Below are 21,578 nucleotides of genomic sequence, written 5' to 3' on the forward strand. Positions count from 1 at the left end.
GCCTTCGTCGACGAGAAGGGCCAGCTCAACGTCAAGGGCACCGGCTCGGAAGATGTGGAGTTCGGCTTCGGCTCCTCCGCCGTCGACGGCGCAGGCGCGATCACCAATGCCGGGACGGGCGGCGCCAACACCGCAATCGGCTTCGTCGCGGCCGACGCCACGGCTGCCGGCGCGATCAAGGGCCAGAGCATCACCTCTGCCGTCCGTTCGAACCTCATCCAGCAGTTCAACGACCTGCGCGACCAGATCGACAAGCTCGCCAAGGATTCCAGCTTCAACGGCATCAACCTTCTTCAGGGTGACCGTCTCTCGATCGTCTTCAACGAGAAGACCGGCACAAATCAGACCAAGCTGGACATTCAGGGTTCGACGCTGACCGCTGATAACCTTGGTATCTCCCAGGCGATCAACACCCAGCTCACCGGGTTCTTCAACTTCCAGAACGATGCCGATCTCGACAAGGCCACTGCGGCCCTGACGAACTCGCTGACCTCGCTGAAGTCGCTGTCCTCGACACTGGGTTCGAACCTTTCGGTCGCTCAGACCCGGCAGGACTTCACCAAGGAACTGTCCAACGTGCTGACGACCGGCGCCGACACTCTCGTAGCGGCCGACTCGAACGCCGAAGGCGCCAGCCTGCTCGCGCTCAACACCCGCCAGCAGCTCTCGCAGACCGCGCTCTCGCTGGCGAACCAGGCCGACCAGGGCGTGCTGCGCCTCTTCGGCTGACGCCTTCGGGTTAGGTTCACCACCCTCCCCTCCGCCAGAAGGCAGGACAAACATGGCTCTCAAGGTCGAGCTCAAGCCGCGCGAGCGGATCATCGTCGGCCAGGTGGTGATCCGCAACGACGAGCAGCGCACGCGCTTCTTCATCGAAGGCGACGCCCCGATCCTGCGCGAGAAAGACATTCTCACGGCCACGACCGCAGACAGCCCGGCCAAGAAGATCTATTTCGCGATCCAGTTGATGTATCTGGCCCAGGATCCCACGCTTCAGCACGAGGTGTTTTTCCAGCTCGTGCGAGATTTCGTCCAGGCCGCACCCAGCGCTCTGCCGCATGTTCACGAGATCAATAACCGCATCTTAAGCGGGGATCTGTACAAAGCCCTCAAGGCAGCCAAGAAGCTGATCGCCTACGAAGCGGAACTGATCGAGCATGCAAAACGGGTTTAACGCCTACGCCGCCGCCGCCAAGACCGCCCAGTCCGTCGTTTCTCCCCGCGAGCTCGAAGCCTCCCTCCTGATCAAGGCCGCCACCCGCCTCCAGATCGTCGCCGACGACTGGACTGCACGCGAGCGCGAGCTCGAGGAAGCTCTCACGTATAATCGCCGGCTCTGGACCCTGCTGGTCTCGGCCGTGATCGCGGAGGACAATCCTCTGCCGGTCGGCATCAAGAACAACATTCTCGGCCTCGCCAACTTCATCTTCAACCACACTTTCAAGCTCGCGGCCGATCCGCAGCTTCAAGGCGTCGGCATCCTGATCAACATCAACCGCGACATCGCGGCCGGCCTGCGCGGGCGCTGACACGCCCGTTCCAGCCGGGTTCTCCAGAATCCGAAACGGAAACGCCGCCCGAAAGGGCGGCGTTTCCGTTTGAGGTCGGAGTGAGCGGAAGGCTCAGAGGAAGTTCGTCAGCGACAGCTTGGAGAGGATCGAGGTCACCTGATAGCTTGCCTGCAGCTGCGTCTGCAGCGACAGGATCTGCGTCGCGACTTCCTCGGTCGAGACGTTTTCGATGCCCGACAGCGTCGTCGTCAGGTAGTCCTTGGTGCCCTGATGGCGCTCCTTGGCGCTGGCGAGCGCCGTCTGGGCAGAGCCGAGCTCGGTGATGATCTCCGCCGGCTTCTGGGTGCTGCCGCCGAAACCCAGCTTCTCGCTGACGCGCGACGTCATTGCCTCGTAGCGCGCCTGCGAATTGGCGTCTCCGGCCGGGAAGTTCTCGACCGCCATGATCGCGAACTGCGCGAGGCCGACGCGGAACGCCTCCTCGTTCGCCCGCGCGCCCGTCCCCACGATCTGGCCCTGGTCGATCTGGACCGTCGAGGTGCTGCGCGCCGGATCGGAGCCGTCATCGCCGCGATACCAGATCACCGTCGTCGCAGCGGCGCCGGCATTGGTCGGCGGTGCTGTTGCCGTGTCGAAAGGCGGTCCGGGCACGCGCTTCGGCGGGTTGTTGAGGCTCCCGGCGAAGAAATCCTGGGCTGCGACCTGCGAGGAGGCGGCCGAGAGCGTCGTCTTCGCCTCCTTGCCGAGAGCCGCATTGATCGAGTTGCGCAGATTGGCCGCCGTGGCGTTGGGGTCAGCGCCGATCTCGAAGGAATCGGTGTCCGAGCCGGTCGTTCCAGTGGCCCGGGCGGTCAGGACGATTTCCTCCTGCGTCCCGTCCGGCAGGTTGAGCTTGAGCCGAACCGTGTCGCCTGCCGCCGGCTGCGACGCGACATTGACGGAAACATCCGCCGGCGGCCCGGGATTGAACGTCGTCGCCAGCGCGGCCGAACTACCGGAAATTCCGGCGATCTTGAAGCCATAGGGGTGAACGGTCGCCTCTTCGGCGATGGTCGCCGTCGTGCCGGCGCCGCCGGCCGTCAGCCGTCCCAGCCCGGAACCGAGATCGGCCTGCCGGCGCTCGTCGATCAGTTGCTTGAGTCCCGCCTTGCCGGCGCCGTCGCCATTGATGATCTCGTCGAAGCCGGCCGCGGGCTGGGTATCCGAGGTCTTCCCGGAGAAGAGATAGCGGCCATTGACCGCGATATTCAGCAGGTCGAGGGACTGCTTGAACTTTTCCTCCGCCAGAACCTGCGGCGAGGACCGGCCGCTGGCACTCGGCACATAGCTGTTGGAGCGTGTGTCGTTGCGCGTCTCGCTGGTAAGCTTTGCGAAGTTCTCGACCGACGTCGTCTGCAGTTTCAGGTTCACGGCGCTGAGATCGATGCCGCTCAGCCAGGAGTCGAGCGTGGAGATCTTGGCGTTGAGATCGAGGCTGACGCGCCGGTCTATGCCGAGGTCGCCATAGCTGGTGCTGCGCTGCTTGGTATCGAGCTGGCGCTGGAGATCGTCGAACTGCGCGCGGGTCGAAACGAATTCGTTGGGCTTGGCCGCGCGATAGGCACCGGTTCCATAGGCGGTGATGGTCATGGTGGGCTCACACTCTCAGCAGCACGTCCATCATCTCCTTGACGGTGGAGATGATGCGAGCATTGGCGGCATAGGCGTTCTGAAGCTCGATCAGCATCGACATTTCCTGGTCGACATTGACCTGCGCGGTTTCCTGGAAGCGGCTCTGGATCGAGGCGAGCGCGACCTGCTGGCCTTCGTCGAGACGCTTGGCGGCTTCGACCGCCTGTCCTTGGGAAGAGACCACGCGCTGGACGAAGTTGCCGATCGTCGTGTTCGAGGTCGCGCTGTTGCCGTCGAGGCCGACGGCGTTGGTGAAGGAGCGCTGGCTCTGCGTCAGCCGGTCCAGCATCAGCTTCGGACGGGTGACGTCGCCCTGCGCCGTGGCGGGCGAGGTGTTGTACACCGCGAGCAGCGAGCGATCCGCGACCAGCGCCGGATTGACCGTGATCCGCGCGGCGTAGCCGACGCTCTGCGACCCTCCGTCATAGGAACCGGTGAAGGGGACGCCCGCCGAGCCATCGACGAAGAAGGGCAATTCCGGCGTACCGCCGGCCGCGGACAACGCTGTGTTGGTCGGCCGCGACGTCAGGCCGATCACGTCGCGCGTCCCGGCAGCGCCGTCATCGACGATGCTCAGCACCGAGCCCGTGTTGGAGACCGTGAAGCCCGGGCCCACGGCCGCCTGGATCTGCGCCGCGACGGAAGCCGGGCCGCCGGAGAAATCGATGCCGATCACGCGGTTATTGGCATCGCCGCTTGCCGAGGCCGGCAAAGGCAGCGAGGCGGCGGAATCGACGCGGACGAAAGTGAAGCGCTGGGTCTGGCCGCCCGGCGTCACCTTGTAGTCGAGCGTCATCGTATTGCCGGACTGCAGCCCGGCCGTGTCGACCTCGAAGCCGGAGGCCGCGCCCGCCGTCACGGCAGTGCCCGCGATCTCGCGGTCCGAGAGCGCCTTCGACATCTGCGCAGCGATTTCGTCGAGCTGGGCCTGCGCCTGCACCAGCGTCTTGTCGCGCAGCTCGATGTTGGCGGCGATCTCGCCCGAGCGGAAGACGCGGTTCGCGATGGCGTCCGAGACGTTCCCGGACGAATCCTTCATCGTGATGGTGCCGACGCCCCGCTTCGCCGGGTCGGCGTTCCACTGATCGTCGGGGCCGAGCCCGCTATGCTCGTCGAAGCCGAAGGTGACGGAGGGCTGGCCGTCGAAGAGCTGCGTGCCCGATCCGGTGACGACCGAGACCGAGCCCCGCGAATCCTCGGTCGTCTTGATGTCGACATACTGCGAGAGCTCGGACAGGATCAGGTCGCGCTGATCCCTCAGGGTCGCCGTCGAACTGTCGTTCGGCGCCGCCACGATGCGGGAATTGACCTTGGTCAGCGCACCCAGCAGGTCGTTGACCTTGGTGACGGCGTTGGCGATGCTGTTTTCGGACTGAGCGCGCAGAGCCTGCACGCCATTCGAGAGCGTGTTGAGCTGCCGGGCCAGCTGCGTCGCATTGTCGATGACCTGCGAGCGCAGGCTGTACGAGGACGGGTCGTTCTGCAGCGACTGCAGAGCGCCGGTGAATTTGCTGAAGATCGTGTCGAGTGCGGTCGCGCTGCCCGGCGCACCATAGAGCTTGTCGAGGTTCGAAAGCGCGCTCGCCCGCGTCGAGGTATAGGCGGCGCCGGAGGACTCCTGCCAGAGCTGATGCTGGACGATCTTGTCGAGCAGCCGCTGGACCTGCGAACTCTGTACGCCGATCGTCAGCCCGGAAAGGCTGTCGGCAGTCGAGACCTGCCGCCGGACATAGCCCGTCGTCCCGGCATTGGCGACGTTCTGCGAAACGACGCCGATGCCGAGTTGCGTGGCATTGAGCCCGCCGATCGCCGTGTTGAGGGAAGTACTCAGACCCATCGCCAACTCCTGTCGCTAGCCGCGGCCCTTCTGGGCCGCTTTCAAGCCGGACGCGTCGCTCAGCGGATGATGTTGAACACGGAGGTCAGCATCTCCTGCGCGGTGGTGATGACCTTGGTGTTGGCCGAATAGGCCTGCTGGGTGACGATCATCTTCGAGAATTCGTCGGCGATATCCGTGTTCGACTGCTCGACCGAGCCGCCGACCAACTGCGAGGTGCCCAGCCCGATGATCGGCGGGCCGGATTCGATCGTCTCCTCGAAGGCGCCGCCGTCGAGCCGCTTCAGCGAATTGTCGGCGTTGAAGCGCGCCACCGAGAGCTGGGCGAGCGCGACGACCTGACCGTTGCTGAAGGTGCCGATCACCTGCCCCTCGGCCGAGACCGAGACGCGATCCAGCGTGCCGGCCGTGTAACCGTCCTGGCGGATGCTGCGCGCATCGATTTGGCCGCTGACGTCGCCGTTCTGGGTCAAGCCGTTGCCCCCGGTGGTGAGGTTGATGCCAGTGACCGTGGTCCCGCCGATCGTCATCGTCGGCAGCGCGATATTGCCGCCAGCAGGGTTCGTCATCTGCCCGGTGGCATCGAAGGTGATCGAGCTGTTGACATTGCGATAGGCGACGGCGCCGCCGGTCGCACCGGTGTTCTCGGCGACGAACAGGTTCCAGGTGTCGGTCGTCGGCGGCGGGCCAGCCGATGCGTTGGTCGTCTTGGCCCAGCGCAGCTCCACGCTGGTCGCCTTGCCGAGCGTATCGTAGACCGTCACCGACCCGCCCGGGATCGACTGGCTCAGGAAGCTCGTCATGTCGCTGCCGACGACCACGCCGGTGCCGCCCTGGGTGGTCGAGAGCGGATTGGAAGCAAAGCCCGTCGAGCTCAGCAGCTCCGAGCCCGCAACCGCGCTGTCGGCATTGTTCGTCTTCGGATAGGCCGGGATGTTGGCGCGATACTCGATAGAGGTCGTCGCCTTGGCCGGGAACTGCTCCTTGGTGATGCGCAATACGTCGGGCTGGGTGCCGATAAGCTGGCCCGTCACCTGGTCGATCTTCAGGCCCTTGAGATAGTAGCCGGCGCCGTTGACGAGATAGCCGTTCGCGTCGAAGTCGAAATCGCCGCGGCGGGTATAGAGGTTCTTGTTGGCGAACTGCGTGTTGGCGCCGACGCCGCTCGAACGCTGATCGACCACGAAGAAGCCGTCGCCGTTGATGGCGACGTTGGTGTCGATGCGGGTCGGATTGAGGTCGCCCTGAATCGAATTGGTCGATTGGCTGTAGGCGGCGACAGAGCCGGCGATCTGCCGGTTGAGCGCCGCATCCGGCACCAGATCGGCGAAGGTGGTATCGACGCGCTTGTAGCCGGCCGTCCGCGAATTCGCGATGTTTCCGGAGATGTTCTCGAGCGCATAGGACTGCGCCGTCATCCCCGAAACCGCTGTCGTCAGCGCACTGAAAACACCCATGGAACCCTCACCTCGACCGGCGCCCCCCAAGGGCAGCCCACAACTCGAGGTTTGATCTGCATGGCGCATGCCATACGGGTGTTCGTTTTATTTCAGAGGGTTACATCGTTTACGAAGGGTCTTCCGGCAGTCCTGACCGGGCAGATTCGCCTGCGGCCGGCAGAATCTGCCGGGCTCAGCTCCCGGAGGCCTTGTCCGCGCGCCAGGAAGCCAGATCGCCAGCCACCTCCGCAAGAGTGGGCGGCTTCGCCTCAACGAAAGGCAGCGGCCGGCAGACCTCCAGCGCCGCAAGGCCGATGCGTGCGGTCAGCATGCCGTTGATCACGCCCTCGCCGAGCTTGGCCGAGAGCCGGGCCGCAAGCCCCTGTCCCACCAGCTGCTGAATCACCGCATCGCCCGCCGCGATGCCGCCGGTCAGGACGAGATGGTTCATCACCTGCCGCGCCAGCCGGAGCAGGCCCAGCGTGCCGGGCCGCCCCGCATAGATGCCGGCGATCGAACGCAGCAGGCGGGCGCAGGCGACCAGCACGAAGACGACATCGACCAGCGCGCGCGGGCTGACCGCAGTGACCAGCGACACCCGCCGCGCCGCCTGCGCGATCTGCGCTTGTGCCATCTCGTCGAGCGGCACGAGCAGGCTGCGCTCCGCCACCGTCAGCATGTCGCGCGCCGCGAAGAGCTGCGGCAGCGCCTCCTGCAGCGCCGCACGGCCTTGCGCCGTCTGCGTTCGGCTCTTGTAAAGGCCGACGAGTTCCTCCGCGATCGCCCTGCCTTCATCCGGCGTTCCGCCTGCGAGCGCCAGCGTCGCGCGCTCGCGCAAGGCCTCGACCTTCCGTTCGCGCAGGATGTCGCGCAGCACCCGCGCCAGCATGACGAGCAGCGCCAGCGCGGCGACGGCGGCGCAGACCAGCGCCGCATAGCCGAGCATCGGATTCTGGCTCATCAGCGCGGAGATCGTGTTCTCGACCCAGACGCCGGCCGCCAGTGCCAGGAACCCGGAAAGCCCCGCGACGAATAGCGAACCCCAGGAGAAGCCGCGCCGGGCTGCCGGGGCGGCGGCCGGGACGATGGCGTCGATCGGCTCGCTCTCGGGCAGGATCGCGACATCGCCGCGCCGAATGGTGCCCTCGCCGACGATCTCCTCCTGCCCCGATTGGTCGAGGCGAACCGCGCGCGGTGCCTTGGTCATGGCCGGAATCTGCTCATGACAGCCTCCTCATGCCAGCCTGTCGCCGATGAGGAATTCCAGCGCACGGTCGAGGCGGATCTGCGGCGGCGGCTTCGATCGTCCGCCCGCATCCGGCTCGGCCAGCGGCGGCCGGAAGCGCGGCGCCCGCACCAGCCAATGCGCCTTCGGGTCGAAGATCGCCTCAGGTCGCTCCGGCAGCTCGCCCGGGAAGATCGCCGCTTCCGCGAGGCCATCGAAGATCTGCCCGTCGATCTCCTCGCCTGCCTCCGGCACGCCGGCGATGGCCGGGAATTCCTCGCGCCCCTGCTTGATTCTGACTTCATGCGTCGCGCGCACCGCCGCGAGCGCCATCGACTCCACCTTCGCCCCGGCCCCCTGGGCCCGCGACGCCGCCCGCCCGACGAGATGCGACATCACCGCCGCCAGCCGGTCATGGCTGCTGTGGTGAATATGGTCGGCCTTGGTGGCGGCGAAGAGCACACGCTCGATGCGCGGCGCGAACAGGCTCGAAAGCCAGGAATTGCGGCCGACCGAGAAGGCGGCGAGCGCCTGCCCCAGCGCAGTCTCGAGATCGGCCAGTGCCGGGGCCCCCGCATCGAGCGCAGCCAGCACGTCGACCAGCACGATCTGCCGGTCGAGCCGTGCGAAATGATCACGGAAGAACGGCGTGACGACGACGCGCTTATAGGCTTCGAAACGCTCGGCCATCAGCGCGGCGAGCGTGCCCGGCCTGGGCTCGCGATCATGGCCGAGATCGAGCGGCGCGAAGGTCAGCGCCGGCGAGCCTTCAAGGTCGCCCGGCATCAGGAAGCGCCCCGGTGGGGTCACCGCCACCGCCTCGGGATCGGCCCGCAGACGCGCCAGATAGCTTTTGAACAGGTCGCTGGCCGCCTCGGCCACCAGCTCGTCCGGCGCCCCGTCCGGATCGCGCGCCGGCAAATCCGCGAGCCAGGCCTCGGCGGCGGCGCGCCGATGGGCCTTGCGGGCATCGGCCACCGCCTGCGCCGACCATGTCTTGTAGTCCTGTCCGATCAGGGCAAGGTCGAGCAGCCATTCGCCGGGATAGTCGACGATATCGAGTGTCAGAGTCGCCGGCCCCTTGAACCAGCCGGCCGCGCGCTCGTAATCGATCTCGACCCGGAGTTCCGCGATGCGCTTCGTCGAGTCCGGCCAGCGCCTGTCGGCACCGGTCATCGCAGCGCGATGCGCCTCGTAAGGGAAGCGCGGCACCTCCGGGTCGGGCTGCGGCACCAGGCGCACGCGGGCGATCCGCCCTTCGGACGCCGCCTTCAGCACCGGCAGCCTCGCCCCTTCCATCAAATTCTGGATCAGAGCCGTCGTGAAAACCGTCTTGCCGGACCGCGAAAGCCCGGTGACGCCGATCCGCAGACGCGGGCGCGCCAGCCCGAGGAGGCTGTCGCCGAAAGCCAGGGCAGCGCTGCGGGCGCTGTCGAGATAGGAAGTGTCGCTCACGACGACGCCGGCATCACTCGTCCGGTCCCTCACCCAGCGAGCCGGGGGTGACGAAGCGGTCGAGCCTTCCGCCCCGCTCGGCCACATCGCGCCAGTCGTCGACGGCGAAGTCGAGCACGGCAAGGCCGCAGGTCGGGTATTTCTGGTTCATCCGCGCCGCCGCATAGCGGTCGCCATGGCCGGTCAGCAGATGCGCCAGCTCCTCGAAGCCGGGATTGTGTCCGATCATCAGCAAGGTGCGGACGTCGCCCTCGATGTCCTGCACCACGTCGAGGAGGCGCCCGACCTTGGCTTCGTAGATCCGCGGCTCGTACTGTGTTGCGGGCTTTTCAGGCAGCATCGGCGCCACCAGCTCCCAAGTCTCCACCGTGCGCTTGGCCGGCGAAATCAGCACCAAATCCGGCAGCAGCAGCTCATCGGCGAGGTAGCGCCCCATAACGGGGGCAGCTTCCCGGCCGCGCGTGGCCAGCGGTCGGTCCCGGTCGGCCACACCGGCGGGCCAGTGGGACTTGGCGTGGCGCAGAAGCATGAGGCGTCGCATCGGAAGAACGTAGCGATGACGCCGATGATTTGCGAGGGCTCAATCGCCCTCGGTTTCCTCTCCGGCTTCATAGCGCAGCAGATCGCCGGGCTGGCACTGCAGCACGGCACAGATCCGCGACAGCGTATCGAAGCGCATGCCGCGCACCTTGCCCGATTTCAGCTGCGAGACCTGCTGCTCGGTCAGGCCGATTCGCTGTGCGAGCTCCTTCGAGCGCATCTTGCGACGCGCCAGCATGACATCAAGTTCGACGACGATGGGCATGGCGTCGGCTTACACGAAACTTTGATTCTCGTCCGACAGCCGGATCGCTTCCCGCAGCACGTGGCCGAAGGCGATCAACGTGGCGCCGGCAGCCAGTGCCGCGAAGATGCCGGGATCGAGCATGATCGCGATCTGCCTATGGCCCGCGGGGTTGTCGAAGGTCAGCGCTATGCTTTGCACCGCGCGCACGATCGGCGTCGCGGCGCCGAAGCCAGCAAGAAGCCAGCCGACGCGCAGCAGGCCCGAGGCGTTCTCCTCGACGAGAACCCTGCCCTCTCCGAACGCCCGAAACAGGCCCCCCAGCCGCAGCATCGCCAGAATGAAAAGCCCCGCCGGGATCCAGGCGAGAGCGAACGCTGCCCAGTAGCCCCTCGCCGAAGGGGCGACAGGGGTATTGTCGATCCCGATCCCGATTGTGCTCCGGGCATGGCGAGCGAGCGCTTCCGCATCGGTCCACAGCCAGATGAGGCCGAAGAGCATGAGCAATCCTGCGGCATAGCTGAAGGCGCGTGCCCATCGGCTGACGCTGCGCAGGCGGCTGGCCGCCTCCCGGGAAAACGCGCTCACAGGCAGGGGCGACGCCGGCATGTCTATTCCCTCGGTTGACAAAATTAATCTAATAGCTTCATTTTTTAATGTCAAAGGCATTCACTGAAGAGCCCTCATGCGTATCCCCCCACCCGCCTGCCTCGTCCTTGCCGGCCTGCTCGCCGCCTGCGGCCATGTCCCGCTGACCTCGCTGCCCAAGCTGTCGAAGATCGATATCCGGACGACGCAGCTCGCCGATCTGCGGGCCGGCATAAGCCTGCCCGCCGACATCCGCGCTCTCCCGGGCGGCGTCACCATGACGATTGTCGCCCTGCCCAAGGATGGCGGCCGCCACGAGCGCAAGGTCGTGCTGGAGGAGGTGCGCGACGCAAGCGAGCTCGCCAAGCTGCCTGTCCTGGCGGCGCCCGGTCGCCGCTTCACCGTGTTCAGGCTGAGCGACGGCGATGCCGCGCGCGTCAGCGCGTTCCGGGAGGAGATGTTCGTCGGGCCGCAGAACAGCGGCAATCGCGGCAGCCTTGCCATGGCGGCCGAAAAGGCCTGCCGGCTCGGCGACCTCTCGGGCAAGCCGATCCCGATGACGAGCTATCTCAAGACGTCGGAGACGCAGGATTATGTGCTGCTGACCCGCGATGTCGATCTGGGCGAGGCCGTCCGTTCCGTCGACCCCAAGCTCGATCTGGCGACGGCGATCCCGCCCTGCGACGCGGTCAGCGGCCTCAGCGGCTCTCGCGCCGCGCCATGAAGGCGAGCTTCTCGAACAGCGAGACGTCCTGCTCGTTCTTGAGGAGCGCGCCGTGCAGCGGCGGGATCAGCTTGCGCGGATCGCGCTCGCGCAGCACCTGCGGCCCGATATCCTCGGCGACGAGCAGCTTGAGCCAGTCGAGCAGCTCCGAGGTCGAGGGCTTCTTCTTGATGCCGGGCACTTCGCGCACCTCGAAGAACAGCCGCAGCGCCTCCTCCATCAGCCGCTTCTTGATGCCGGGGAAATGCACCTCGACGATCGCCTGCATCGTCTCCGCATCGGGGAAGCGGATGTAGTGGAAGAAGCAGCGCCGCAGGAAGGCGTCCGGCAACTCCTTCTCGTTGTTGGAGGTGATGATCATCACCGGCCGCTGCGCCGCCTTGATCGTCTCGCCGGTCTCGTAGACATGGAACTCCATGCGATCGAGCTCGAGCAGCAGGTCGTTCGGGAATTCGATATCGGCCTTGTCGATCTCGTCGATCAGCAGCACGGGCCGGACCGGCGAGGCAAAGGCCTCCCAGAGCTTGCCGCGCTTGATGTAATTGGCGATGTCCGAGACCCTGCTGTCGCCGAGCTGGCTGTCGCGCAGGCGGCTGACCGCATCGTATTCGTAGAGGCCCTGCTGCGCCTTGGTCGTCGACTTGATGTGCCAGGTGATGAGCGGTGCGCCGAGCGCCGCCGCCACCTCCTCCGCCAGCACCGTCTTGCCGGTTCCCGGCTCGCCCTTCACCAGCAGCGGGCGCTCCAGCCGGATCGCTGCATTCACCGCGACGGTGAGATCCTCGGTCGCGACGTAATTCTCGGTGCCGGCAAAGCGCATGGACAGTCCTTCTGATCGAGCCGCGGACGCTAGCGCATCCCGGCCGATAGCGGAAACCGCTATTCTTTTGGCGATATCGACCCATTTGCCTAAAGGCTCGACAGGTAAGGCAAATTTCTCTCGGCCACCGCGATTCCAAGGTTGTGTTGCGCCGCCGCGAAACGCAAGAATTGCCGGACCATTTCTGCTCGTTCGAATCGCAGGGTCACCCTTTGGCCGGAACCGTCGATCCCTCCGTCTATAAGGACGCCGTCGTCGTGCTCGCGACGGCGGGCGTGATCGTGCCGCTCGCCAAGAGCCTCCGGGTCAACTCGATCATCGCCTTCGTCGCCTGCGGCGCGTTGCTCGGCCCCTATGGGCTGGGCGGCCTCGCGGCCAAGCTTCCGCTGCTGAGCAAGGTCACAGTCTCGAACGCGGAGGCGCTGGCCGGCCCGGCCGAGCTCGGCGTCGCCTTCCTGCTCTTCGTCATCGGGCTGGAGCTTTCCTTCGAGCGCCTGATGACGATGAGGCGCCTCGTGTTCGGGCTCGGCCTCGGCCAGGTCGGCCTCAGCGCGGCGGTCATCGGACTCGTCGCCTATGCGTTCGGCCAGCCTGCCGCCGCGGCCCTCATCATCGGCTTCGGCCTCGCCCTCTCCTCGACAGCGATGGTCGTCGAGTTGCTCGCCGCCAAGAGGCGGATGACGACCTCGGCCGGCCGCACGAGCTTCGCGATCCTGCTCTGCCAGGACCTTGCGGTCATCCCGCTGCTTTTCCTGATCAGCGTGCTCGACGCGCAGAACGGCTCAGGCTCGCTGCTTGTGGGCCTGGCGCAGGCCTTCGTCCAGGCATTCGCCGCCATCGCCACCATCATCGTCATCGGCCGGCTGGCGCTGCGCCCGCTCTTCCGCCTCGTCGCCTCGACCGAGTCGACCGAGAGCTTCATGGCAGCAACGCTGTTGACCGCGCTCGGCACCGGGTTGATCGCTGCGGCGGCCGGCCTCTCGATGGGGCTCGGCGCCTTCATCGCCGGGCTTCTGCTCGCCGAAACGGAGTTCCGCCGCGCCATCGAAGTCACGATCGACCCGTTCAAATCGCTGCTGATCGGCGTCTTCTTCCTCACCGTCGGCATGAGCGTGAACCCGGCCGAGATCGCGGCCAATCCCGGCGCCATCCTGGCGATTGCCGCCGGCCTCGTGCTGGCCAAGGCCGCAATCATCTTCCTCCTCGCCCGCCGCTTCCGGCTGTCGGCGGCGACGGCGCTCGAGACCGCGATCATGGTCGCGCCGGGCGGTGAATTCGCCTTCGTCCTGCTCAATGCGGCGACCGGCACGGGGCTCATCGACCATCGGGCAACCAGCATAGCGCTCGCCGCCGTGTCGCTGACCATGATCGCGCTGCCGCTGCTTGCCCGGATGGCCCGCCATCTCGCGCAGAAGTTGGCCCCTCCCGTCATCCTGCCCGACGAAGCGACGGTGCTGCCTCCCACCGACCATGCGCCGCGCGCGATCGTCGTCGGCGGCGGGCGCGTCGGCCGGCTCGTCGCCTCGATGCTCGATGAGCACGGCAAGTCCCACATCGTCGTCGATTCGGATGCCGCGCTGATCACCGCGCAACGCCGCGCCGGCCGGCCCGCCTTCTATGGCGATGCGAGCAAGCCGGAATTCCTGCGCCTCTGCGGCCTGGAGGAAGCGACGGCCCTGATCGTGACGATCGACAATGCGCGCGCCGTCGACGCCATCGTGCAGGCCGCCCGCATGCTAAGTCCCGACATCGTCATCGTCGCCCGGGCTCGCGATGCGACCCACGCCCGCCATCTCTACGAGATCGGCGTCAACGATGCCGTGCCTGAGACGATCGAGGCGAGCCTGCAATTGTCTGAAGCGGCGCTGGTCGGTCTTGGCGTGCCGATGGGCCTCGTCATCGCCTCGGTCCACGAGCGGCGTGACGGTTTCCGTGCCCAGCTCAAGCCGGCAGGCGCCGCGAAAGCCCCCGCCCTTCCGCGCCACGCCCGCTCGCGAAGGCTGTGAAGTTGGCAGCGCCCGCCTCGCGCGGCAGATAGCCGGCCTGCTGCGCCACGCGCCTGATATGGCCGTAGAACTGCGCCGCGCTGTTCGCCCAGCTGTATCGGGCGGCCAGCTCGAGGCAGGTCTCGTGCGGCACCCTGAGCGCCTGCATCGCGGCGCTTCGCAGATCTTCGTCGAGCACGGCAGCGCCGCTGCCGGCGAAGACATCGCGCGGCCCCTGAACCGGGAAGGCGGCGACCGGCAAGCCGCTTGCCGCCGCTTCCAGCAGCACGATGCCGAAAGTGTCGGTCAGGCTCGGGAAGACGAAGACGTCGGAGGAGGCGTAGATCGCGGCCAGCTCCTCGCCTTCCTTCACGCCGAGAAAATGCACGTCGGGATAGGCGCGCTGGAGATCGCCCCGCGCCGGCCCATCGCCGACCACGACCTTGCTGCCCGGCAGCCGCAACGACAGGAAGGCGTCGAGATTCTTCTCCACCGCCACGCGCCCGACGCTGAGAAAGATCGGCCGCGGCAGATCGAGCACGCTCTGCGGGCGCGGATGAAACAGGCCGAGATCGACGCCGCGCCCCCAGCGCACCAGATTCTGGAAGCCGTGCAGGCGCAGTTCGTCCTCCACTGTCGCCGTCGAGACCATCACCGCGGCAGCAGGATCATGAAAGCGGCGCAGCAGCCGATAGCTCCAGCTCTCCGGAATCGGCCAGCGGGCGGCGATGTATTGCGGGAAGCGCGTATGATAGCTGGTCGTGAACGGGCGCTTCTGGGCAAGGCAGACCGCCCGCGTCAGCCAGCCGATCGGCCCTTCCGTCGCGATATGGACATGGTCCGGCCCGAATTCGGCAACCCGCGCCGCGAGCGCCCGCCGCGTTGCCAGCGCCAGCCGAATGTCGGGATAGCTCGGCAGGCCGATCTGGTGGAACCCCTCCGGCGTCAGGGCCTGCGCGGTCACGCCGAAATCCGGCGCCGCGGCGATCATCCGCTCCAGCGAGCGCACGACCCCGTTGATCTGCGGGCGCCAGGCGTCGGTCGCGACGAGGACGCGCATCAGCGCGCTTTCCGCTCGGCCGTTTCCGGCTGAACGCCAAGAATGCGCGCCAGCTCGAAAGGCTGGAGCTTGCTCCGGGCGGCCTCGGCGAGCTCCGGCACGCCGACAGGGCGGGTCGGCACGACGACCGGCACTGCCGTTTCGCCCTTCAGACGGCCTTGCGGCCAGCGGATCAGCTCGAAATGTCCGTCATGATGCTCGACGAAGGCCGTGCAGCTTTCGACCCAGTCGCCGGTGTTGATGTAGGTCAGCCCCTCGATCTCGCGATAGGCGGCATGATGGATATGGCCGCAGATCACGCCATCAGCATTGTGGCGGCGCGCTTCGCTGGCGAGGCAGGTCTCGAACTCGCCGATATAGTTCACGGCGTTCTTGACTTTGTGCTTGGCCCAGGCCGAGAGCGACCAATGCGGCAGGCGCAGGACGCGCCGAACCTTGTTGATCACCATGTTGAGGCCGAGCGCGACCGTGTAGGCCCAGTCGCCGAGCAGGGCGAGCCATTTGGCGTTGCGCACCACGAGGTCGAACAGGTCGCCATGGATGACGAGCAGTCGCTTGCCGTCCGCAGTTTCATGGACGATCTCGTCGACGAGGGTGATGCCACCGAACTGCAGCCCGGTGAAATCGCGCAGGAAATCGTCGTGATTGCCGGTGACGTAGATCAGCTTCGAGCCCTTGCGCACCTTGCGCAGCAGCTTCTGGACCACATCGTTATGCGCCTGCGGGAAGTACCAGCCACTCTTCAGCCGCCAGCCGTCGATGATATCGCCGACGAGATAGATGGTCGGCGCATCGTAGGCGCGCAGGAACTCCAGGACGAGATCGGCCTGCGCTCCGCGCGTCCCCAGATGCAGATCCGAGATGAAGATGCTGCGAACCTGCTTCGCGTCGTCCTCGTCGGCCATTCCGGAGAGCCCCCGCTGTTGCGATGCTCCGGGCGTGTGTCTGATTTGCGTTGCGCTTTGATGACGGCGCGTCCAATCCATGGTCAGGCTTGCCGACCAGCGGCCGCGTGACGGCAGCCTGCCGAGCTTACGGAGGAATCTGATGGATCTTGGAATTTCGGGCCGCACGGCCATCGTTTGCGCCTCCAGCAAGGGGCTCGGCCGCGGCTGCGCCGAAGCTCTCGCCGACGCCGGCTGCACGGTCGTGATCAACGGCCGCGACGCAGCAACCCTGGAAGCGACCGCCAGCGAGATCCGTGCCAGGACCGGTGCGACGGTCATCGCCGTCGTCGCCGACGTCTCGACCAAGGCCGGCCAGGATGCTCTGCTGGCAGCCGCTCCCAACCCCGACATCCTCGTCAACAACAATGGCGGCCCGCCGCCGAAGCCCTTCCGCCAGGTGACGCGCGAGGGCCTGCTCGAAGGCGTCGTGCAGAACATGGCGACGCCGCTGGAGCTGGTTCAGCGCGTCATCGACGGCATGATCGAGCGGCGCTTCGGCCGCATCGTCAACATCACCTCGGCGAGCGTCGTCACGCCTCTGACCGGTCTCGACGTCTCCTCCGCCGCCCGCGCCGGCCTCACCGCCTTTCTCTCCGGCGTCGCGCGCGAGGTCGCGCATGCCAATGTCACCATCAACAACATCCTGCCGGGCGTTTTCGACACCGACCGGATCAAGACCGCGACCAACAAGGTCGCCGAGATGCAGGGCATCAGCATCGAGGAAGCCACCAAGAGACGCCTCGCTGCGGTCCCGGCCGGGCGCCTGGGCACGCCGGACGAGTTCGGCAAGCTCTGCGCCTTTCTCGCCAGTACCAACGCCGGCTACATCACAGGCCAGAATTTCCTGATCGACGGTGGCGCCTTCCGCGGCACGTTCTGAGCCGCGCCGCCGGGCTCCGTCATGCTCGGGCTTGACCCGGGCATCTCGTGACACGAAGTCTCTTGCACCTTTGCCGGCGAGAGGTTCTCGGGTAGAAGCTTCGCTTCGCCCGAGAATGACGCCTGTCCCGTTCGGACTCCGAACTGAAGCGTCGTGCGCCGGGCACCGGGCCGGGCTGCAGAGTTCACGCTTCGCTTCCCGGCTTCGACATGGTCTAAGGAGGAACGGTTTCGACCGAAACCGTTCCTGCCCTCCCGCCGCGCGCTCCGTTGTCTCCTTTTCTCGGCATCACCCTCAAACTGATCTCGGCGCTGGCGTTCACGCTGATGTCTGCCGGCATCAAGTCGATCTCGACGCGTTATCCGACGGGCGAGATCGTCTTCATCCGCTCCTTCTTCGCGATGATTCCGCTGCTCATCTGGCTCGCCTGGCGATCCGAGCTGCCGGCGGCGCTGAAGACCGGCAATCTGCGCGGCCATCTCAAGCGCGGCATCATGGGCTCCACCGGCATGTTCTGCGGCTTCGCGGCCCTGCAGTTCCTGCCCCTCTCCGAGGCGGTCGCCATCGGCTATGCCGCGCCGCTCGCCGTGGTCGTGCTCGCCGCGCTCGTGCTCAAGGAGAAGGTGCGCATCTATCGCTGGACGGCGGTGACGATCGGCTTCGTCGGCGTCGTCATCATGCTCTCGCCGCATCTCGGCGCCGGCAGCCACCCGGTCGGCGGCAACGCTGCGATCGGCGCCGCGCTCGGCCTCGCCGGCGCCTTCTGCTCGGCCTTTGCCTCGGTCGAGGTCCGGCTCCTCACGCAGACCGAGCGCACGGGCGCCATCGTCTTCTACTTCATGCTGCTGACCAGCCTGCTCGGCCTCTCCACCATCCTGCTCGGCTGGAACCTGCCCGATCTCAAGGATGCTGCCATGATGGTCCTCATCGGCATCCTCGGCGGGCTCGGCCAGATCCTGATCGTGCAGGCCTATCGCTACGGCGACGCCTCGCTGATCGCGCCCTTCGAATACTCGACCATGCTCTGGGCGGTGGCGATCGGCTGGTTCTGGTTCGGCGAATGGCCGGCGCCGGCGATCGTGATCGGCGCCTTCATTGTCATCAGTTCCGGCATCTATGTGATCCTGCGCGAGCGCCAGCTCGGCCTCGCCCGACGCGAGCAGCGCGAGGTCGGCCCCAGCCGCATCACCTGAGCGTCGAACGCTGCCTCCATCCCCCCCAGTCCGGGCCGAAGGCAGTCTTCGGCATTGTTCGCTTGTTCAAACGATCGTCCGCCGTTACAAACGGCCTCACAGTCGAAAGGGGCCGAATTCATGGGAATCGAGACGAAAGAGCGCGGCGGGCGGGAGCTTGAATCCGGGGCTCAGGTGATCTCGGGCCAGCTCGGCAAAACGATCCAGCGCCTGCGCAAGGCCTATAACTTCTCGCTCTCGGACCTCGCCGAGCAGTCCGGCGTCGCCAAGTCGATCATCAGCCAGATCGAGCGCAACGAAACCAACCCGACGCTCGCGACGATCTGGCGGCTGTCGCAGGCGCTCGACATCTCGATCGAACGCGTCCTCTCCAGCGGGGAGGAAGAGCCCTTCATCGAGAAGACCACCCGCGCCGACACGCCCATCCTCGTTTCCGAGGATGGCAAGCTCCGTCTCGCCATTGTCGGCTGGATCAAGACCGTCGAATGGCTGCAATGGTACGAGGTCACTGCCGAGCCCGGCGGCGAGCTCGATTCCGAGGGCCACCAGCGCGGCTCGATCGAGTCGCTCTCGGTGACGTCAGGCGAATTCGAAGTCGAGGTCGGCGACATCGTCCAGCGCGCCAAGGCCGGCGAAACCCTGCGCTACCGCTGCGACCGGCGCCACGTCGTCCGCTGCGTCGGCAACGAGCCTGGCAATGCCCTGATGGTCTGCATCCTCAAGGCTGCGGTGATGGAGTAGCACGCGGCGGCCTGAGCAGGCCGCGGCTGGCCATCGGCCTCCGTTGTGAATGACGTGACCGGCGAACGGTTTCCTCGGCGTTCCCACAAGCTGTAATTAACTTATCTGCCCCAGATTGCCCGGGCTGGGGAGCTGGGAGCGTTCGATCATGACTGAAACCGAACGCAGGTGCTGCTGACGGCGATACCGATGGATCTTGCAACCCTCTGGTATCTGACGACCGGCACGCTGCTCGTCGCCGCCGCGATGACCCTATGGGAGCGCAAGGCGCATGCGCAGCGCTCGCGCGAACTCGGGCTCTGGGCCGCCGCCTATGCCGTGTTCGCCGCTGGCGGCATCCTGGCGATGAGCCGCAACGCCCTTCCCGGCGTATCCGGCCCTGCCCTGACCAATATCGTCATGATGTTCGGCTACCTGCTGGTGCTCCAGGGAATCCTGGCGCTCGATGGCCGGAAACTGCATCCCGTCTTCATCGCCAGCCTGCTAGCGGCCATCGGCGCTGCCTGGCTCGCCGCCGGGACTGGCGCGGCAGCCTTGCTCTGGAACCATGTCAGCGCATTTCCCATCGCAGTCGTCTGCGCGGTCAACGCGCTCGCACTGCTTCGTAGCCGGACTGCCAGAAGACTGCGCTCTCGCCCGATCGTAATCGCCGTTTTCGCCGGCCACAGCCTGTTCTATCTCGGCCGCACCTTCGTCGTTCCGGTCCTGGCGGCGATCCATGGCGACAATATCCTGGCCACCGTCGCGGCGATCACGATGTACGAGGCAGTGCTCTTTGCCGTGGCGATGTCGATGTCGCTGCTGGCGCTCGTGCGCGAGGAAGATCGCGCGCGCCTGCTCGCGACGACCCGCACCGACTTCCTCACAGGGCTCAACAACCGCCAGGGTTTCTTCGAACTCGCGCCCAGAAGCCTCAGCCGTCACGACACGGGCGCCGCGCACTCCCTGCTTGCCATCGATCTCGACCACTTCAAAGCCATCAACGACCGCTACGGGCACGAGGCGGGCGACCGCGTTCTGAGACTCTTCGCTAACATCGCCAAAGACATCGCCGGGCCCGAGGCTATCAGCGCACGCCTCGGCGGCGAGGAATTCGCGATCCTGCTGCCGAACAGGAACGGCGAGGAGGCGCGCGCGATCGCGCAGGGCATCGCACAGCGGTTTGCCGAGAAAGCTGCGCAGAGCGACGGACTGGGAATTCCTGCGACGGTCAGCATCGGCCTTGCCGAGGCCAGGGCGCAGCAGGCCGATCTGGTCGCCTTGCTCGCCGCCGCCGACCACGCGCTCTACCGGGCCAAGACGCAGGGCCGCAACCGCATCGAGAGCGCCAAGCCCGGGCAGGCCGCCAAAGCCGCCTAGGGTCTCACCCTCGCTATGAGCGCTCGGCCGCTTCCGCCATCAGGGCGGCGAGCGGCCGGCTCCCGTCCCACAGAGCCGCGCTCCATCCTCACCGCCGAGCCGCGTCGATATTTGCCTGCTCGTCGTCGATGAAGAAAATCTCGTCGGCCCGGAAGCCGCTCCCCGCTTGGGCTGCGGCGAAGAACCGGGCATCCGGCTTGGCCGCGCCGAGCGCCGCCGCATAATGCATCCCGTCGAAACGGTCTCTCAGCGCGAGCTCCTCCCAGATGTGCCGCGCCCGCTCATACTCCTGCACCGTGGCAAGGTGAAGCTCCACCCCGCCAGCCCTGATCGGTTTCAGCTGCTCCAGCAGCCGGATCGCCGCTACTTCGTCTGCGGTCGCGGCGGGCCTTCGACCGCCGGCAGCGACTTCAGATATTCCGCCATCGCCATGCGGTCCGCGTCGGGAAGCTGCGCCATGTTGCGCACCACCGCGCCCATCGAGCCGCCGACGCTGTCGAAGCTCGGGGTGAAGCCGGTCTTGAGGAGCTCGGCGATCTCCTCCTTCGACCACTTCGCCAGCCCATTCTCGGACTGGGTGATGTTCGGCACCCAGCCCTTGCCCTCCGGGTCCGGACCGCCGGCGAAGCGGGTCGCCGGCACGATCGCGCCGAGCACATTGCGGGCCGAATGGCATTCGGCGCAGTGGCCGGGGCCGTTGACGAGATAGGCGCCGCGATTCCAGGCCTCGCTCTTCGACGGATCGGGCCGGAAGGGCGCGCCTTCGAAGAACAGCAGCTTCCAGCCGCCGACCATGCGGCGGATATTGAAGGGGAACGGCAGCTCATGCGGCGGCGCCCTGCCCTCCACCGGTGCCAGCGTGCGGATATAGGCGAAGAGATCGGCCAGCGCCCTCGGCGGAATCAGCCGATAAGACGTGTAGGGAAAAGCCGGGTAGAGATGCTGGCCGCGCGGCGAGACGCCGGCCGCCATCGCATCGACGAAGTCCTGCACGCCCCAATTGCCGATGCCGTCGCGCGTATGCGGCGAGATATTGGGCGCATGGAAAGTGCCGAAGGGGGAGGTTAGCGCCAATCCGCCGCCGAGCTTCAGCTTGTCGTCCTGGCCCGGCGTAGCATGGCAGGAGGCGCATCCGCCCGCCGAAAACAGCAGTTTGCCGTTCTCGATATCCGCAGCCGGCAGCGCGCCGATCTCTGGCGAAGGCGAGACCACGCGCGGGTCGGTGAGGACGTAGAAGCCGGCGAAAGCGAGCGCCGCCAGCACGACCAGGGTGACGAATAGGCGGCGCAGCATCAGCATCGGCATCTCCAAGGCGCAATCAGCAGGGCAGTTCAGTCGGCCTGGGCGGCCGCCAGCTTC

At 66.6% G+C, this 21,578-nt stretch carries 22 protein-coding genes; 9 read left to right on the top strand and 13 right to left on the bottom strand.

The features are described 5' to 3' along the window. The 3 genes from AB4Z16_RS23360 to flaF form a co-directional block, all read left to right on the top strand. The coding region (locus tag AB4Z16_RS23360) for a flagellin (protein WP_441513719.1) at positions 1-729 on the top strand (729 nt) is incomplete at its 5' end. 52 nt (positions 730-781) lie between these two features. Beyond that, positions 782-1,174, top strand: a complete 393-nt coding sequence (gene flbT, locus AB4Z16_RS23365) for a flagellar biosynthesis repressor FlbT (protein ID WP_441513720.1) — start codon at positions 782-784, stop codon at positions 1,172-1,174. After that, positions 1,158-1,529 carry a flagellar biosynthesis regulator FlaF gene (gene flaF, locus AB4Z16_RS23370; protein WP_441513721.1) on the top strand — a complete coding sequence of 124 codons (372 nt, stop codon included), beginning with the start codon at positions 1,158-1,160 and terminating at the stop codon, positions 1,527-1,529. The genes flbT and flaF overlap by 17 nt, the downstream gene beginning before the upstream one ends. Before the next feature lie 93 nt (positions 1,530-1,622). Here the strand turns inward: flaF and AB4Z16_RS23375 are convergent, their stop codons facing one another. The 8 genes from AB4Z16_RS23375 to AB4Z16_RS23410 all read right to left on the bottom strand — a co-directional run bounded on the left by AB4Z16_RS23375 (position 1,623) and on the right by AB4Z16_RS23410 (position 10,423). Then, on the bottom strand, positions 1,623-3,140 hold the full coding sequence (locus tag AB4Z16_RS23375) for a flagellin (protein WP_441513722.1): 1,518 nt from the start codon (positions 3,138-3,140) through the stop codon (positions 1,623-1,625). Positions 3,141-3,147: 7 nt separating this feature from the next. Continuing rightward, entirely contained in the window at positions 3,148-5,019 is a 1,872-nt protein-coding gene (gene flgK, locus AB4Z16_RS23380) for a flagellar hook-associated protein FlgK (RefSeq protein WP_441513723.1), read from the bottom strand. A 59-nt stretch (positions 5,020-5,078) separates the two neighbouring features. Then, positions 5,079-6,476 (bottom strand): flagellar hook protein FlgE, encoded by a 1,398-nt coding sequence (locus tag AB4Z16_RS23385; RefSeq protein WP_441513724.1) that lies wholly within the window; start codon positions 6,474-6,476, stop codon positions 5,079-5,081. 175 nt (positions 6,477-6,651) lie between these two features. Then, positions 6,652-7,665, bottom strand: coding sequence for a YcjF family protein (locus AB4Z16_RS23390; protein ID WP_441513725.1), 1,014 nt, complete (start codon positions 7,663-7,665; stop codon positions 6,652-6,654). A gap of 27 nt (positions 7,666-7,692) precedes the next feature. Continuing rightward, complete coding sequence (locus AB4Z16_RS23395; protein WP_441513726.1) at positions 7,693-9,138, bottom strand: YcjX family GTP-binding protein; 1,446 nt, start codon at positions 9,136-9,138, stop codon at positions 7,693-7,695. Positions 9,139-9,151: 13 nt separating this feature from the next. Continuing rightward, positions 9,152-9,667 carry a SixA phosphatase family protein gene (locus tag AB4Z16_RS23400; RefSeq protein ID WP_441513727.1) on the bottom strand — a complete coding sequence of 172 codons (516 nt, stop codon included), beginning with the start codon at positions 9,665-9,667 and terminating at the stop codon, positions 9,152-9,154. 51 nt (positions 9,668-9,718) lie between these two features. Continuing rightward, positions 9,719-9,943: a helix-turn-helix domain-containing protein gene (locus AB4Z16_RS23405; RefSeq protein ID WP_441513728.1), complete on the bottom strand. Its 225-nt coding sequence runs from the start codon at positions 9,941-9,943 to the stop codon at positions 9,719-9,721. Between the two features lie 9 nt (positions 9,944-9,952). Beyond that, a complete protein-coding gene (locus AB4Z16_RS23410; RefSeq protein WP_441513729.1) occupies positions 9,953-10,423 on the bottom strand; it encodes a DUF2975 domain-containing protein in 471 nt (156 codons plus the stop codon). Between the two features lie 184 nt (positions 10,424-10,607). On the opposite strand from AB4Z16_RS23410, the gene AB4Z16_RS23415 reads away from it, so the two are divergent. Next, the gene (locus AB4Z16_RS23415) at positions 10,608-11,234 is read left to right on the top strand and encodes a hypothetical protein (protein WP_441513730.1); all 627 of its coding nucleotides are present in this window, start codon (positions 10,608-10,610) and stop codon (positions 11,232-11,234) included. Here the strand turns inward: AB4Z16_RS23415 and AB4Z16_RS23420 are convergent. After that, on the bottom strand, positions 11,209-12,054 hold the full coding sequence (locus AB4Z16_RS23420; RefSeq protein ID WP_441513731.1) for an AAA family ATPase: 846 nt from the start codon (positions 12,052-12,054) through the stop codon (positions 11,209-11,211). The genes AB4Z16_RS23415 and AB4Z16_RS23420 overlap by 26 nt on opposite strands. Before the next feature lie 212 nt (positions 12,055-12,266). On the opposite strand from AB4Z16_RS23420, the gene AB4Z16_RS23425 reads away from it, so the two are divergent. Then, positions 12,267-14,060 (top strand): cation:proton antiporter domain-containing protein, encoded by a 1,794-nt coding sequence (locus AB4Z16_RS23425; protein WP_441513732.1) that lies wholly within the window; start codon positions 12,267-12,269, stop codon positions 14,058-14,060. Here the strand turns inward: AB4Z16_RS23425 and AB4Z16_RS23430 are convergent. Further along, positions 13,996-15,099 carry a glycosyltransferase family 4 protein gene (locus tag AB4Z16_RS23430; RefSeq protein ID WP_441513733.1) on the bottom strand — a complete coding sequence of 368 codons (1,104 nt, stop codon included), beginning with the start codon at positions 15,097-15,099 and terminating at the stop codon, positions 13,996-13,998. The genes AB4Z16_RS23425 and AB4Z16_RS23430 overlap by 65 nt on opposite strands. Continuing rightward, a complete protein-coding gene (locus tag AB4Z16_RS23435) occupies positions 15,099-16,004 on the bottom strand; it encodes a UDP-2,3-diacylglucosamine diphosphatase (protein WP_441513734.1) in 906 nt (301 codons plus the stop codon). Before AB4Z16_RS23435 ends, AB4Z16_RS23430 begins: the two co-directional genes overlap by 1 nt. 142 nt (positions 16,005-16,146) lie before the next feature. Between AB4Z16_RS23435 and AB4Z16_RS23440 the strand changes: the two genes are divergently transcribed. The 4 genes from AB4Z16_RS23440 (at position 16,147) to AB4Z16_RS23455 (ending at position 20,219) form a co-directional block, all read left to right on the top strand. Continuing rightward, a complete protein-coding gene (locus AB4Z16_RS23440) occupies positions 16,147-16,926 on the top strand; it encodes an SDR family oxidoreductase (protein ID WP_441513735.1) in 780 nt (259 codons plus the stop codon). A gap of 269 nt (positions 16,927-17,195) precedes the next feature. Beyond that, positions 17,196-18,119, top strand: a complete 924-nt coding sequence (locus AB4Z16_RS23445) for a DMT family transporter (RefSeq protein WP_441513736.1) — start codon at positions 17,196-17,198, stop codon at positions 18,117-18,119. A 120-nt stretch (positions 18,120-18,239) separates the two neighbouring features. Next, positions 18,240-18,860, top strand: coding sequence for a helix-turn-helix domain-containing protein (locus AB4Z16_RS23450; protein ID WP_441513737.1), 621 nt, complete (start codon positions 18,240-18,242; stop codon positions 18,858-18,860). Between the two features lie 189 nt (positions 18,861-19,049). Further along, positions 19,050-20,219, top strand: a complete 1,170-nt coding sequence (locus AB4Z16_RS23455) for a GGDEF domain-containing protein (protein ID WP_441513738.1) — start codon at positions 19,050-19,052, stop codon at positions 20,217-20,219. Positions 20,220-20,307: 88 nt separating this feature from the next. On the opposite strand, the gene AB4Z16_RS23460 is transcribed toward AB4Z16_RS23455, so the two are convergent. Together AB4Z16_RS23460 and AB4Z16_RS23465 are read right to left on the bottom strand one after the other, a co-directional pair. Continuing rightward, the gene (locus AB4Z16_RS23460) at positions 20,308-20,637 is read right to left on the bottom strand and encodes an HAD family hydrolase (RefSeq protein WP_441513867.1); all 330 of its coding nucleotides are present in this window, start codon (positions 20,635-20,637) and stop codon (positions 20,308-20,310) included. Further along, the gene (locus AB4Z16_RS23465) at positions 20,583-21,512 is read right to left on the bottom strand and encodes a c-type cytochrome (protein ID WP_441513868.1); all 930 of its coding nucleotides are present in this window, start codon (positions 21,510-21,512) and stop codon (positions 20,583-20,585) included. The genes AB4Z16_RS23460 and AB4Z16_RS23465 overlap by 55 nt, the downstream gene beginning before the upstream one ends. Between the last annotated feature and the right edge of the window lie 66 nt (positions 21,513-21,578).

Origin of the sequence: Allobosea sp. TAF32 (assembly GCF_052113585.1) — a bacterium.
Classification (GTDB): domain Bacteria; phylum Pseudomonadota; class Alphaproteobacteria; order Rhizobiales; family Beijerinckiaceae; genus Allobosea.

Coding starts and splice junctions, on each gene's coding strand:
- flbT (WP_441513720.1), top strand. CDS start 782: ATGGCTCTCAAGGTCGAGCTCAAGCCGCGCGAGCGGATCATCGTCGGC.
- flaF (WP_441513721.1), top strand. CDS start 1,158: ATGCAAAACGGGTTTAACGCCTACGCCGCCGCCGCCAAGACCGCCCAG.
- AB4Z16_RS23375 (WP_441513722.1), bottom strand. CDS start 3,140: ATGACCATCACCGCCTATGGAACCGGTGCCTATCGCGCGGCCAAGCCC.
- flgK (WP_441513723.1), bottom strand. CDS start 5,019: ATGGGTCTGAGTACTTCCCTCAACACGGCGATCGGCGGGCTCAATGCC.
- AB4Z16_RS23385 (WP_441513724.1), bottom strand. CDS start 6,476: ATGGGTGTTTTCAGTGCGCTGACGACAGCGGTTTCGGGGATGACGGCG.
- AB4Z16_RS23390 (WP_441513725.1), bottom strand. CDS start 7,665: ATGACCAAGGCACCGCGCGCGGTTCGCCTCGACCAATCGGGGCAGGAG.
- AB4Z16_RS23400 (WP_441513727.1), bottom strand. CDS start 9,667: ATGCTTCTGCGCCACGCCAAGTCCCACTGGCCCGCCGGTGTGGCCGAC.
- AB4Z16_RS23405 (WP_441513728.1), bottom strand. CDS start 9,943: ATGCCCATCGTCGTCGAACTTGATGTCATGCTGGCGCGTCGCAAGATG.
- AB4Z16_RS23410 (WP_441513729.1), bottom strand. CDS start 10,423: ATGCTCTTCGGCCTCATCTGGCTGTGGACCGATGCGGAAGCGCTCGCT.
- AB4Z16_RS23415 (WP_441513730.1), top strand. CDS start 10,608: ATGCGTATCCCCCCACCCGCCTGCCTCGTCCTTGCCGGCCTGCTCGCC.
- AB4Z16_RS23420 (WP_441513731.1), bottom strand. CDS start 12,054: ATGCGCTTTGCCGGCACCGAGAATTACGTCGCGACCGAGGATCTCACC.
- AB4Z16_RS23430 (WP_441513733.1), bottom strand. CDS start 15,099: ATGCGCGTCCTCGTCGCGACCGACGCCTGGCGCCCGCAGATCAACGGG.
- AB4Z16_RS23435 (WP_441513734.1), bottom strand. CDS start 16,004: ATGGCCGACGAGGACGACGCGAAGCAGGTTCGCAGCATCTTCATCTCG.
- AB4Z16_RS23440 (WP_441513735.1), top strand. CDS start 16,147: ATGGATCTTGGAATTTCGGGCCGCACGGCCATCGTTTGCGCCTCCAGC.
- AB4Z16_RS23450 (WP_441513737.1), top strand. CDS start 18,240: ATGGGAATCGAGACGAAAGAGCGCGGCGGGCGGGAGCTTGAATCCGGG.
- AB4Z16_RS23455 (WP_441513738.1), top strand. CDS start 19,050: ATGGATCTTGCAACCCTCTGGTATCTGACGACCGGCACGCTGCTCGTC.
- AB4Z16_RS23465 (WP_441513868.1), bottom strand. CDS start 21,512: ATGCTGCGCCGCCTATTCGTCACCCTGGTCGTGCTGGCGGCGCTCGCT.